The sequence below is a fragment of the Shinella sp. R2-11 genome, from assembly GCF_055330205.1.
Genome location: NZ_JBVAPC010000010.1, coordinates 20,706 through 33,517 on the forward strand (window position 1 = coordinate 20,706; position 12,812 = coordinate 33,517).

Annotated in this window: 13 protein-coding genes; 8 read left to right on the forward strand and 5 right to left on the reverse strand. The window is 67.7% G+C overall.

The window, feature by feature from the left end:
- The first annotated feature begins 59 nt into the window (after positions 1–59).
- Both ACZ1A1_RS21740 and ACZ1A1_RS21745 read left to right on the forward strand, forming a co-directional pair.
- The gene (locus ACZ1A1_RS21740) at positions 60–728 is read left to right on the forward strand and encodes an ankyrin repeat domain-containing protein (RefSeq protein WP_409529995.1); all 669 of its coding nucleotides are present in this window, start codon (positions 60–62) and stop codon (positions 726–728) included.
- 46 nt (positions 729–774) lie between these two features.
- Positions 775–1,611, forward strand: coding sequence for a bifunctional allantoicase/(S)-ureidoglycine aminohydrolase (locus ACZ1A1_RS21745; RefSeq protein WP_318909971.1), 837 nt, complete (start codon positions 775–777; stop codon positions 1,609–1,611).
- 56 nt (positions 1,612–1,667) lie between these two features.
- On the opposite strand, the gene ACZ1A1_RS21750 is transcribed toward ACZ1A1_RS21745, so the two are convergent.
- Complete coding sequence (locus ACZ1A1_RS21750; RefSeq protein WP_463621537.1) at positions 1,668–2,858, reverse strand: cyanate transporter; 1,191 nt, start codon at positions 2,856–2,858, stop codon at positions 1,668–1,670.
- Positions 2,859–2,990: 132 nt separating this feature from the next.
- Between ACZ1A1_RS21750 and ACZ1A1_RS21755 the strand changes: the two genes are divergently transcribed.
- On the forward strand, positions 2,991–3,854 hold the full coding sequence (locus tag ACZ1A1_RS21755; protein WP_463621538.1) for a LysR family transcriptional regulator: 864 nt from the start codon (positions 2,991–2,993) through the stop codon (positions 3,852–3,854).
- On the opposite strand, the gene ACZ1A1_RS21760 is transcribed toward ACZ1A1_RS21755, so the two are convergent.
- Both ACZ1A1_RS21760 and ACZ1A1_RS21765 read right to left on the reverse strand, forming a co-directional pair.
- The gene (locus tag ACZ1A1_RS21760) at positions 3,842–5,344 is read right to left on the reverse strand and encodes a malonate--CoA ligase (RefSeq protein WP_463621539.1); all 1,503 of its coding nucleotides are present in this window, start codon (positions 5,342–5,344) and stop codon (positions 3,842–3,844) included. The two genes, ACZ1A1_RS21755 and ACZ1A1_RS21760, sit on opposite strands and share 13 nt — an antisense overlap.
- Before the next feature lie 66 nt (positions 5,345–5,410).
- Complete coding sequence (locus ACZ1A1_RS21765) at positions 5,411–6,193, reverse strand: SDR family oxidoreductase (protein ID WP_463621540.1); 783 nt, start codon at positions 6,191–6,193, stop codon at positions 5,411–5,413.
- 126 nt (positions 6,194–6,319) lie between these two features.
- Here ACZ1A1_RS21765 and ACZ1A1_RS21770 point away from each other — a divergent pair, with 126 nt between their 5' ends.
- The 3 genes from ACZ1A1_RS21770 to ACZ1A1_RS21780 are packed head-to-tail and all read left to right on the forward strand — an operon-like array spanning position 6,320 to position 7,183.
- Positions 6,320–6,517 carry a hypothetical protein gene (locus ACZ1A1_RS21770; protein ID WP_463621541.1) on the forward strand — a complete coding sequence of 66 codons (198 nt, stop codon included), beginning with the start codon at positions 6,320–6,322 and terminating at the stop codon, positions 6,515–6,517.
- Positions 6,518–6,533: 16 nt separating this feature from the next.
- Positions 6,534–6,923, forward strand: coding sequence for a CBS domain-containing protein (locus tag ACZ1A1_RS21775; RefSeq protein WP_313193283.1), 390 nt, complete (start codon positions 6,534–6,536; stop codon positions 6,921–6,923).
- A 2-nt stretch (positions 6,924–6,925) separates the two neighbouring features.
- On the forward strand, positions 6,926–7,183 hold the full coding sequence (locus ACZ1A1_RS21780; RefSeq protein WP_463621645.1) for a DUF982 domain-containing protein: 258 nt from the start codon (positions 6,926–6,928) through the stop codon (positions 7,181–7,183).
- 47 nt (positions 7,184–7,230) lie between these two features.
- Here the strand turns inward: ACZ1A1_RS21780 and ACZ1A1_RS21785 are convergent, their stop codons facing one another.
- Entirely contained in the window at positions 7,231–8,301 is a 1,071-nt protein-coding gene (locus ACZ1A1_RS21785; RefSeq protein WP_463621542.1) for a DNA topoisomerase IB, read from the reverse strand.
- Between the two features lie 9 nt (positions 8,302–8,310).
- Positions 8,311–10,395 (reverse strand): glycogen debranching protein GlgX, encoded by a 2,085-nt coding sequence (gene glgX / locus ACZ1A1_RS21790; protein WP_463621543.1) that lies wholly within the window; start codon positions 10,393–10,395, stop codon positions 8,311–8,313.
- A gap of 160 nt (positions 10,396–10,555) precedes the next feature.
- Between glgX and treZ the strand changes: the two genes are divergently transcribed.
- Together treZ and ACZ1A1_RS21800 are read left to right on the forward strand one after the other, a co-directional pair.
- Positions 10,556–12,337 (forward strand): malto-oligosyltrehalose trehalohydrolase, encoded by a 1,782-nt coding sequence (treZ, locus tag ACZ1A1_RS21795; RefSeq protein WP_463621544.1) that lies wholly within the window; start codon positions 10,556–10,558, stop codon positions 12,335–12,337.
- Positions 12,334–12,765: a CBS domain-containing protein gene (locus ACZ1A1_RS21800; protein WP_463621545.1), complete on the forward strand. Its 432-nt coding sequence runs from the start codon at positions 12,334–12,336 to the stop codon at positions 12,763–12,765. The genes treZ and ACZ1A1_RS21800 overlap by 4 nt, the downstream gene beginning before the upstream one ends.
- Positions 12,766–12,812: the final 47 nt, after the last annotated feature.

Sequence of the window (12,812 nt, forward strand, 5' to 3'; positions counted from 1 at the left end):
TTAATTTTCTAATGAGCCGGCCGCCTGCTAGTTTGCCCCCACACACCAACGGGATGCGCATGCTGAAACTCGCTTTTCTCTCGGCCTGGCTCTTCCTCGCGGCCCTCTGCCCTCCCCTTCTTGCCGCCGGCGACACCATGAATATCCAACTGCACAAGGCTGCCGCGGCCGACGATGTCGCCGCCATAGGGACGCTGCTTTCGAAGGGCGCGGAGATCGACGCGCGCGATGCGAGCGGCGCGACGGCGCTGCTGGTCGCCACCCACGGCAACCGGGTGAATGCCGCCCGGGCCCTGATCGAGGCCGGCGCCGATGTCAATGCCAAGGACCAGATCAGCGACAGCCCCTATCTCTATGCCGGCGCGCGCGGCCATCTCGACATCCTTAAATTGACGCTCAGCCACGGCGCGGACCTCAAGAGCACCAACCGCTACGGCGGCACCGCGCTCATCCCCGCCAGCGAGCGTGGCCATGTCGAGACCGTCGACACGCTGATCGAGGCCGGCGTCGACGTCGACCATGTGAACCGGCTCGGCTGGACGGCGCTTCTCGAAGCGATCATCCTCGGCGACGGGGGACCGCGCCATGTGAGGATCGTCGACCTGCTGATCAGGGCCGGCGCGAAGGTCGATCTCGCGGACAATGACGGCGTGACGCCCCTCCAGCACGCCCGCGGCCGCGGCCAGGGCGAAATCGTCGCCCTCCTGGAGAAGGCTGGGGCGAAGTAACGCCGCACGGACTATCGGAAACACTCAAGACAAAGGGCCTGAGACGATGCAAAGAAGCTACTATTCCTCCCTCGGCGGCCACCCGCCGCAGACCGACCTCCTGACCGGCCGCGCGGTGTTCACCGAGGCCTATGCGGTCATTCCGAAAGGGGTGATGCAGGATATCGTCACCTCCTACCTGCCGTTCTGGAACGACACGCGCTGCTGGGTCATCGCCCGCCCGCTCTCCGGCTTCGCCGAGACCTTCTCGCAATATGTCATGGAAGTCGCCCCGGGCGGCGGCAGCGACAGACCCGAGCAGGACCCGGAGGCCGAAGGCGTGCTCTTCGTCGTCGACGGCGAAGTGGAACTGACCCTGCCGACCGGCAAGCACACGCTCCAGCCGGGCGGCTACGCCTTCCTGCCGCCGGGCCTCAAATGGTCGCTCCATAACCGCTCGCGCGCCCATGCCCGCTTCCACTGGGTCCGCAAGGCCTACGAGGCCGTCGACGGCCTGCCGCATCCCGAGCCGCTGATCCTCAACGAAAAGGACATCACCCCGGCCGCGATGCCCGACACCAATGGCGGCTGGGCGACGACGCGCTTCGTCGATCCCTCGGATCTCCGCCACGACATGCATGTGACCATCGTCACGCTGCAGCCGGGCGCCGTCATTCCCTTCGCCGAGACCCATGTCATGGAGCATGGCCTCTATGTGCTGCAGGGCAAGGCCGTCTACCGCCTCAACCAGGACTGGGTGGAGGTGGAAGCCGGCGACTTCATGTGGCTGCGCGCCTTCTGCCCGCAGGCCTGCTATGCCGGCGGCCCGGAGCCGTTCCGCTACCTGCTCTACAAGGACGTCAACCGCCACATGGCGCTGAAGCCCTTCGGCTCGCGCCGGTAAGCGGCATTCCGCTCAGGCCTTTTTTAGAAACCCGCGCCCGGCCGGCGCGGGTTTTTTCATGCGGCAAGGGCCATGGCCTCGGGATAGCGGCGCGGGTTGAAGCGCATGTAAAGCAGCGCCGTCACCAGCACGCAGCCGAAATGCAGCATCCAGCCGGCGGCAAAGCCGCCCGTCCAGTCGTGCAGCACCGCCATCGCATAGGGCCCGATCGCGGCAAGCAGGAAGCCGCCGCCCTGCATCAGCGCGGCCAGCGCCCCGGCCTGCTCGGGCCGCGGCAGGTGATCGAGCGCCGTGACGATGGCGAGCGCGAAGCTGCCGCCGAGGCCGGCACCGCAGAGCCCCGCCCAGGCGGCGGGCGCAAGGCCGGGGGCCGTCGCGAGGCCGAGGAAACCGATGCCCTGGAAGGCGATGGTGAGCCACAGCCAGCCGCGGCGGTCGATATTGCGGCGCGCCAGGATGGGAAGGCCGAGCGCGGCCGTCGCCTGGCAGACCGCCATGACGGCGACGAGGCCGCTGCTGTCGGCGCTCGTCCAGCCCTGCGCCTGATAGTAGGGCGCAAGCCAGGCGATCATCGAGGTATAGCCGGTATTGACCAGCCCGAAGGCGGCCATCAGCACCCAGGTTCGCGGCCGGCGCAGGAGCTGGCGCGTCAGCGCGCCGTCCGGCTTGCTGGCCTCCACGTCGGAAAGGATGCGCCATGCGGCGGCCAGCGCCACGGCCACCGGCAGCGCCAGCCAGGCGAGCGCCGCCCGCCAGCTGTAGCCGGCGTGGACGAGCACCGGCATCAGCCGCGCCCCGAAGGCCCCGCCGGCCATGATCATCGCGGAATAGAGGCCCGTCACCACCGGCACGCTGTTCGGGAAGCGCGCCTTGATGATGCCGGGAAAGGCGGCCTGGATGAAGGCGACGCCGATGCCGCAGAGCGCGGCCGTCGCGATCAGCGACAGCCCGCCGGAGGCGACGACCCGCAGCGCCGAACCGGCAAGCAGGACGAGAAGCGCGAGGAGAAGGCCGCGCCGGGCGCCGATCCGCATCTGGATGCCCGGCGCGACGAAGGCGCCGAGGCCCATCAGGAACATCGGCAGCAGCGTGAGCATCGCGATGCCGCTATAGCCGAGGCCGGTATCGGCAACGATCTCCGTGAGGATCGGCGCGGGGGCGGCAAGGAAGGGCCGGAGGTTGAGGCCGACCAGGACGACCAGTGCAAGCATGGCCCAATCGCGGCCGGGGCGCGTATCCGTCATCATTCGACTTTCATGCTGAAGCGGGTTTGGCGGGCAGACGCGCCCGCGAATTGTCCGCTATCGCTACCACCGGCTTGAATCATGCGCAAATTAGATGTTTAGATAGATATCATTCCGGTTTTCGATGGAGATATCGTGCTCGACCCGCGCCTGCTCAGGGCTTTCGTGGCGATCGCCGATTCCGGCAGCTTCACCGCCGCCGCCGATCGCCTGCACATGACCCAGTCGACGATGAGCCAGCAGATCGCCCGGCTGGAGGAGGCGATCGGGCGCGCGCTGGTCGACCGCGCCGCGCGGCCGGTACGGCTGACCGTGACGGGCGAGCGCCTGCTCGGCCACGCCCGGCGCATCCTTTCCCTGCAGAGCGAGGCGCTGACGCTGGTGGCCGAGACCTCCGGCACGACCTCCGTGCGGATCGGCATGCCGGACGATATCGCCACGCCCGAAATGGCCCGCGCCTTCGCCGCCTTCACCAAGCGCCACAAGGAGGCCCGGCTCGACGTCACCACGGGCCTTCGCTCGGACCTGACGCGCCGCTACCGCGCCGGCGAACTCGACATCGTGGTGCTGAAGGAGGACACGCCGAGCGCCGACAGCTGGGCGAGCTTCGAGGAACCCATCGCCTGGTTCATCGCCGGGGATGCGGCAGCAGCCCTGCCCGATCCCGTGCCGCTCGTCACATTCCCGCCCGGCGGGCTCTACCGCGACGCCATGTTCGAGCGGCTGGAGCGCGAACGCCGGCGCTGGTACGTCGCCTTCACTTCCGCGAGCCTGCGCAACGTGCTGATGGCCATCGAGGCGGAGCTCGGCCTTTCCCTGCTGCCGGTCGACGCCACGAAGGGCTGGCGGGTCAGGCCCTTCGCCGAATTCGGCCCGGAGCCGCCCGTCGTCGCCTCGCTCTATTCCTGGGAGCGCAGCGGCATCGTCGGCGAGCTGGCGAACGAGGTGCTCGACATCCTCAAGCGGCATTTTTCGAAGGATCGGGATCAGGCCTTGTAGAGATCGGCATAGGTCTCGCGCAGGACGTTCTTCTGGACCTTGCCCATCGTGTTGCGCGGCAGGTCGTCGACGAAAAGCACGCGCTTGGGCTGTTTGTAGCGCGCCAGCCGGTCCTGCAGCCCGTCGAGCACCGCCTTCTCGTCGAGCGTCGAGCCCTTCTGCCGCACCACGACCGCCGTCACGCCCTCGCCGAAATCGGGATGCGGCACGCCGATGACGGCGCTCTCCACGACGCCCGCCATGCCGTCGATCTCGGTCTCGACTTCCTTCGGATAGATGTTGTAGCCGCCGGAGATCACGAGATCCTTGCCGCGGCCGACGATGTGCACATAGCCGCGCCCGTCGATCTTGCCGAGGTCGCCGGTGATGAAGAAGCCGTCCGCGCGGAATTCCGCGGCGGTCTTTTCCGGCATCTTCCAGTAGCCCTTGAAGACGTTCGGCCCCTTCACCTCGATCATGCCCGTCTCGCCGTCCGGCAGGGGCTTGCCGGTTTCCGGGTCGGTGACGCGCAGCGAGATGCCGGGCAGCGGGAAGCCCACCGTGCCGGCGACACGCTCGCCGTCGTAGGGGTTGGAGGTGTTCATGTTGGTCTCGGTCATGCCGTAGCGTTCGAGGATCGCGTGGCCGGTCCTGTCCGAGAAGCTGCGATGGGTCTCGGCAAGCAGCGGCGCCGAGCCGGATACGAAGAGCCGCATGCCGGCGGCGGCCTCGCGCGTCAGGCCGGGATGCTGCGCCAGCCGCACATAGAAGGTCGGCACGCCCATCAGCACCGTCGCGCCTTCCATCAGCCGGAGCACCTCGTCAGCGTCGAATCTCGGCAGGAGATACATCGAGGCCCCGGCAAGGAGGGTCACGTTCGACGCGACGAAGAGGCCATGCGTGTGGAAGATCGGCAGGGCATGGATCAGCCTGTCGGCGGCCGTGAAGCGCCAATGGTCCCGCAGCGTCAGCGCATTCGACAGGAGGTTGTCATGGGTCAGCATCGCGCCCTTGGAGCGGCCCGTCGTGCCGGATGTGTAGAGGATCGCCGCAAGGTCGTCCGGCCCGCGCTCGACATCGGAGAAATCCGCCTCCTCCGCCCCGGCCAGTTGCAGAAGGCTGCCGCCACCGGTCGCATCCAGCGTCTCGACCGCGCCGCCCGCGATCTCCGCGACGCTGTCGCGGACCTTCGGATCGACGACCACCAGCGCGGGCGTTGCATCGCCGAGAAAATAGCCGAGTTCCGCCAGCGTATAGGCGGTGTTGAGCGGCAGGTAGATGGCGCCCGCCCGCAGGCAGGCGAGATAGAGCATCAGCGCTTCCGGGCTCTTTTCCACCTGCACGGCCACCCGGTCGCCGGGCGTCACGCCGCGCCTTGCCAGCGCATGCGCCAACTGGCCGGAAAGCCGGATCATGTCGCCATAGGTCCAGCGGCGCCCCTCGGCCGTTTCGATGAACACCGCCTCCGGCGCCGCGGCGGCGCGGATGGCATCGAAAAGATGGTTGGCCATGGGTGTCTCCTCTTCGCTCTTACGGCACCTTGTCACAGGGCACGGCCGGGACGCCAGAGGAACCTGTCAGCGAAGAAGCCCCTGCCCGCCGTCGATCCACAGCGGCGTTCCGGTGATATGGCGTGCCTTGGAGGAGGAAAGGAAGAGAATGGCGTCCGCCACCTCATCGGCCGTGCCGGGCTTGCCCTGCGTCACCGGTATGTCGCCCTCCGGCCAGTGCACGGGAATGCCGGCCTCGCCCGCGCCCCTCTGGTCGGTGTTCTCGCCGATGCTCGTCTCGATGGCGCCGGGGCAGACGGCGTTGACGCGAATGCCGGCCTTGCCGAGTTCCAGCGCGAGCTGCTGCACCATCGCCACCTGCGCCGCCTTGGTGGCCGAATAGGCCGTCGCGCCCGGCGTCGTGAAGGTGCGCGTGCCGTTGATCGAGGAGACGACGACGATGGCCCCCTCGCCCGCTTTCCTGAGATGGGGCACCGCAAGATGCAGCGTCAGGTAGGTACCGCGCAGGTTGACGGCGATGGTGACGTCCCATTCCTCCGGCGTGAGATCGTCGATCGGCGCCCAGACGCCGTTTATGCCGGCATTGGCGACGACGATGTCGAGCCCGCCGAAGGCGCCGGCAAGCTGCTCGACGGCCGCCCGCATCGGCTCTTCCTCGGTGACATCGGCGGAAAGCGCGAGCGCCGAACCGCCGAGCGCGCGGATCTCCTTCGCCACCTCCGCCACCTCCTCGGCGGTGCGGCTGAGCACGCCGACGCTCGCCCCATGGCGGGCGAAGGCCAGCGCCGTGGCTTTGCCGATGCCGGACCCGGCACCGGTCACGAGAGCAACCTTTCCAGCAAAGAGCATGGACATCTCCATCCGTCGGGTCCGTCAGGAATGTCCGGCGGACCGCCCGGTTCCCGATTTTTTCGGAACCAACGGGAAGGAGTGGCGTTTGGCCTTGTGACGAAGTCAGTTCGCAGGAGGTCCGACGTGCGCCAGAAAAAGAAGCCGCTAGCCCGAAAGCCCGACGCCGCGCCGGATACCAGCACGAGAAAACGCCGCAATTCCTGGGAGCCGCAGGTTATCGTGCCGCATCAGGTGGACCTGCCGCTCCCGCGCACGGAGCGGGAGGAGGTGGCCGTGCCCGCCGCCCCGAACGGCCGCAGCCTCGTCAATGGACGGCTCTGAAGAGGAGCGGACGCAGATGCGCGTGAAGGACGTGATGTCCGCCCAGATCGTGACGGTCTCGCCCAACGACACCGCCCAGTCCGCCGCGCGGCTGATGCTGGAGACCGAGGTGGGCGCCCTGCCGGTGGAAGTCCCAGGCGTCGGCGCCATCGTCGGCATCATCACCGACCGCGACATCGTCGCTTCGGTGCTGGGCAAGGGCCTCTCCACCTCCACCACCATCGCCGAATTCATGACCGTCTCGCCGGAAGTGTGCAACGAGACCGACGACACGGCGGCCGTGGCCGCCCGCATGCGCGAGCTCGGCGTGCGCCGCCTCGTCGTGGTGAACGACGACCGGAAGGTGGTCGGCCTCGTCAGCCTCGTCGACGTTCCGGCCGAGACACGGACGGAGGAAGGCCAATGACCATTTTCGCAACCGACCGTCTCTGGGACGAGGCCGTCGTGCTTGAGGGCGAGCGGCAGGTGCTTCGCGTGCAGAGCACGCGCGATGCCCTGCTTTGCCTGAAGAACCACTGGCCGCTGGAGGATGGCCCCGCCGCATCGACGGCAAGAAGCGCCTGCGAGCAGGGCCTGGCAAGCGACGACGATCCGACCCTCGCCCGCCGGGCTTTCATCGAAGCGGCGAGGGAGGCCGGTTTTCGCGTGAATTCGTGGACGACGTAGCAGCCGCGCCATAAAGACGGCCCCCTGTTTCCCGAACATCTCCGACGCTAGGGCGCTGCCGCCGCGCCGGCGGTGGCCGTGTCGTGCCGGCGAGTACGGCGGCGGGCATTCCGCCGGCTTTCCAGAAACCGCAGCAGCCGCTCCTCCTCCGCCCGCAGCCCGGAGGTGGAACGCGGCGGGCGATGCAGCGCCACGCGCAGCGGCTCCGGCGTGTCCGCGAGCGCGATGATGTCCGGATGAATATAGCTCGAACGGGCGATGGCGGGCGTGTTGTGCAGCACCTCGGCCGCCGCCTGCGCCATCCCCTTGATCGTCGGCCGCCCGCCCTCTTCTATGGCCTGCCGGGCCAGCGAGAAGGCGGCAAGGCTGCCGGCCCAGGTGCGGAACGTCTTGGCCGAGACGGCGATGCCGGAAATATCGGCGAGATAGGTGTTGAGCCGGCCGGAATCGACCGGACGCGCGGCAGCATTCTCGTCCCGCCAGACGAAGAGCTGCCGGCCGGGAAGGTCCGCGCAATCCTCCAGCAGGCGCTGGAGGCGCGGGTTCTTCAACGTGCGGCGCACGCGCTTGCCGCCCTTTGCGGTGAACCTCAGCTCGATCCGCCCGTCGCTGAGACAGACATGCCGTTTCAGGAGCGTCGTCGCGCCATAGGTCTTGTTCTCCATCGCATAGGCCCGGTTGCCGACGCGCAGATGCGCCTCATCGAGCAAAACCGTGATCGCCGCCAGCATGGTATCGACCGTGCCCGGCGCCCCGTCGAGGTCGCGCCGCACCGTGCGGCGCAGTTTCGGCAGCGCCCTGCCGAAGGCGATCAGCTGGTCGAACTTGTCGCCGCTCTTCAGCGCCTGCCAGCCGGGGTGGTAGCGGTACTGCTTGCGGCCGCGCGCATCGTAGCCCGTCGCCTGCAGGTGGCCGTTCTCGTCGAGGCATATCCAGACATTCTCATAGGCGGGCGGCAGGCCGAGGGCGGCGATCCGCGCCTTCACCGACGCATCGCGCAGGAGCGATCCGTCCGGCAGCCGGTAGCAGAAGCTGCGGCCGGCGCGCTGCCGGCGGATGCCGGGCTCGCTGTCCGAGACATAGACGAGGCCGGTTTCCTTGAGATTGTCCGGCGCCATGATGGATCGCTAAGCCGCCGGTTCGAAGGCGGCGATGCTGGCGCCGTAGACCATGGCCGGATTTTCGGCCGGGTAAACAGAGAAGGCGTCATCCGCCGCGCCGGTATCCAGCACCCGCTTCCATGCCGTGATGCCGTTCACCTCCGGCAGCGTCACGCTGCAGTCCCCGCCCGCATTGCAGACGAGAAAGAGCTGGTCGCCTCCCTCCCCGTTGGCCGGCTTCGAAAGGAAGAGGCCGAGCGTCCGCAGGTCGCCGTCGTTCCACGCCTCCTCGTCCATGACGGCGCCGTCCGGCCGGTACCAGGCGATCTCGACCGTGCCGTCCTCGGCCGTCTCGCCCGTCAGGAAGCGCTCCTGGCGAAATGCCGGGTGCGCCTTGCGGAAGGCGATCGCGCCCTTGCAGAAATCGAGGAACGGATCGTCGAGGCCGCTCCAGTCGGTCCAGCCGATCTCGTCGTCCTGGCAATAGGCGTTGTTGTTGCCCTGCTGGCTGTTGCCGAGCTCGTCGCCGCCGAGCAGCATCGGCACGCCCTGGCTCAGCATCAGCGTCGCGATCATGTTGCGCCGGCGCCGGTCCCTCGCCGAGCGGATACCGCCGTCCTCGGTCGACCCCTCGGCGCCCATATTATCCGAGTGATTGTCGGAATGGCCGTCGCGGTTCTCCTCGCCGTTCGCCTCGTTGTGCTTGTCGTTGTAGGAGACCGTGTCCATGAGGGTAAAGCCGTCATGCGCGCTGATGAGGTTCACCGAGGAGGTGGCGCCGCGGTCGGAATGGTTGAACTGCTCGGAGGAGCCGGCAAGGCGCGAGGCAAGCCCCGCGACGAGCCCGCCGTCCCCCTTCCAGAACCGCCGCGCGTCGTCGCGGTATTTGTCGTTCCACTCGCGGAACGGATGAGGGAAACCGCCGACCTGATAGCCGCCGTCGCCGACATCCCACGGCTCGGCGATCAGCTTCACGCCGGAGAGGACGGGATCCTGCCGGATTGCGTCGAAGAACGTGCCCTCCCGGTCGAATTCGATATGCCGGGTGCGGCCGAGGGTGCTCGCGAGGTCGAAGCGGAAGCCGTCGACATGCATGACGCCCACCCAGTAGCGCAGGCTGTCGAGCACCATGCGCAGCACCATGGGATGGGCGATGTTGACCGTGTTGCCCGTGCCCGTCGTATCGTAGGTGTGGCGGAGATCGTCCGGCGACAGACGGTAATAGCTGAGATTGTCGAGCCCGCGGAAGCTCAGCGTCGGCCCGCGCTCCGAGCCCTCGGCGGTGTGATTGTAGACCACGTCCATGATCACCTCGATGCCGGCGGCATGGAAGCGCTTGACCATGGTCTTGAACTCGGTGATGGCGCGGCCGGAAAGGAAGCGCGGCTGCGGGGCGAAGAAGCCGAGCGTCTGGTAGCCCCAATAGTTGCGCAGGCCCTTTTCCAGGAGATAGCGGTCGTCGGGGAAATACTGGATGGGCAGCAGCTCGACGGCGGAGATGCCGAGATCGACGAGATGCTCGACGATGGGGTCGCTCGCCATGCCCATGAAGGTGCCGCGCAGGTCCTCCGGCACGCCGGGATGGGTCATTGTCATGCCGCGCACATGCGCCTCGTAGATGATCGTCTCCGTCCAGGGCCGGCGGATCGCCTGGTCTCCCGCCCAGTCGAAATCGGAATCCTGTACCACGCCCTTGACCATGAAGGGCGCGCTGTCGCGCTCGTCGAAGGAAAGGTCCTCCTCCGGATCGCCGATGCGATAACCATAGAGCGCGTCGTCCCATTCGAGGGCGCCGACGACCTGCTTGGCATAGGGATCGAGCAGCAGCTTGTTGGGGTTGAAGCGATGGCCGGCATTCGGCTCATAGGGGCCGTGCGCCCGGTAGCCGTAGACCGTGCCCGGCTTGAGGCCGGCGATATAGCCCGACCAGACATCGCCCTCCCGCTTGGGCAGCGGCAGCCGGGCGACCTCCTCGCTGCCTTCCTCGTTGAAGAGGCAGAGCTCGATCTGCTCGGCATGGGCGGAGAAGACGGCGAAATGCGTGCCCTCGCCGGTGAACTCGGCGCCGAGTTCCGGCTTCATGAAATCGAGTTCGGAAAACGAATAGCTCATGCGGGCGGGTCCCCTTGGGTGAACGACAGCCGGAAGGCCTGGCGGCCGTTTCCGACGGGGTCGTGAAAAGCGGTGGTGCAACGCGAAATGCGGCACATTGTTCCGGAACAATTGCCCCCTCCTCCCGGTTCGAACCCGGCAACCGAAGGAGAGGAAGCCGATGACACGACCATCGCCGATCCCGAAGAGCTGGGGACCACGCATGCTGGAAGACGGCAGGGTGCAATTCCGCCTCTGGGCGCCCGCCGAAACGGCCGTCACACTGGTTGCCGGCGACAGGGATATCGCGATGCACGCGGCGGGGGACGGCTGGCACGAGGTGGAAACGGGCGAGGCCGGCCCCGGCACGCCCTACCGGTTCCGTCTTGCCGACGGCACAGAAATTCCCGATCCCGCCTCCCATGCGCAATGGAACGATATCGACGGACCGTCTGTGGTGGTCGACCACCGAGGCTATGCCTGGCGCAATATCGGCTGGAAGGGCCGGCCGTGGGAGGAGGCCGTGCTCTACGAATTGCACATCGGCACCTTCACGCCGGAAGGCACCTTCCGCGCCGCCATCGAGCGCCTGCCACACCTTGCCCATCTCGGCATCACCGGCATCGAGATCATGCCCGTCGCCCATTTCGCGGGCCGGCGCGGCTGGGGCTATGACGGCGTGCTGCACTATGCGCCGCACAATGCCTATGGCACGCCGGACGACCTGAAGGCGCTGATCGATGCCGCCCACGGCCATGGCATCATGGTGCTGCTCGACGTCGTCTACAATCACTTCGGCCCGATCGGGAACAGCCTGCCGCGCATCGCCCCCGCCTTCTTCCATCCCGAGCGGCACACGCCCTGGGGCGCGGCGCTCGCCTTCGAGGAGGAGGCGGTGCGCCGCTATTTCATCGACAACGCGCTGCACTGGATCCTCGACTACCGGCTGGACGGCCTGCGCCTCGATGCAACGGAGGAGATCGAGGACGAGGGCGACCGGCATGTGCTGATCGAGCTCGCCCAAACGCTGCGCCGGGCGGCGCCCGACCGCCATGTCCACCTCGTCGTCGAGGACCAGACGAGCCGGCAGGGCCTCCTCAACCGGGACGGCGGCACGGTGCATCTCTACACCGCCGGCTGGAACGACGAGTTCCACCACGCGCTGCACGTCATCGCGACCGGGGAGAAACAGGGCCACTACGCGCCCTTTGCCGAAACCCCGCACGACATCCTGAAGGAAGCGACCGCACGGGGCTTCGTCCACCACGACCGCTCGAAGGATCGCATCGGCCCCGCGCCGCAGGACCCGCTGCCTCCGGTGGTCAACGTGAATTTCCTGCAGAACCATGACCAGATCGGCAACCGCGCCTTCGGCGAGCGGCTTGCCGTGCTTGCCGATCCCGCGCTCCTCAATGCGATGACGGCCCTGCTTCTCCTCGCGCCGGCCGTGCCCATGCTCTTCATGGGCGAGGAATACGGCGAGCGCCGCCCCTTCTGCTTCTTCGCCGATTTCGAAGGCGAGATGGCCCGGGCGACGAAGCAGGGCCGCAAGGACGAGGCCGAAAAATTCGGCGGCCTGCCGCAGGGCAAGCAGCCGGGCGACCTGCTCGACCCGATCGCCGAGGAGACCTTCCTGGCGTCCAAGCTCGACTGGGCACGCGCCGCTTCGCCAAACGGCCGCCGCCAGTCGGGCCTCGTGCGCGACCTGATCCGGCTGCGGCAGGCCCATGTCGTGCCGCTGCTCTTACGCCCCGGCCCGGTCGAGCCGCACGTGCTTTCCAGCGAGGATGGCGTCCTTGCTATCGACTGGCGCTTTCCCGCCGCAACGCTCGGCATCCGCGCGAACCTCACCCATGCGGAAAGGCCCTGGCCGGACGTGGCGGGCGAGGCCATCTTCGAGCTTTCGCAGGGCGGAACGGCGGGCCCCGCCATCGTCGTCGCCATCGACCGGAAAAGGGCATGAGGGAACCAAGCGGCCGCTCGGCGGTTGTTCCGCAAACCGTTCAGCGAGAGGTCGAAATGCATATCGGCGAGATCATGACCCGCAACGTCCATCTGGTCCGGCCGGAGGAGACGCTGCAATATGCCGCGAGCCTGATGGCGGAATGGGATGTCGCCTTCCTGCCGGTGGCCGACGCCAGCGGCCTCGTCGGCACCCTGACGGACCGCGACATCATCCTGCGCGCCGTGGCCCCGGGGCTGGATGCGGAGACGACGCGGGTTTCCGACATCATGACCACGAACATCACCTATTGCTACGACGACGAGGAAGCGGAAGGCGTCCTTGCCAACATGCAGTCACTGCACCTGCGCCGCCTTGCCGTGCTTGACCGGCAAAGCCGGCTGGCCGGCGTGGTGTCGCGAACGGATTTCGCCCGCCACGGCGTTTGAGCCCTTGGAACAAATCGGGAGGATATGCGTTCCGGAGCGGCTGTCAC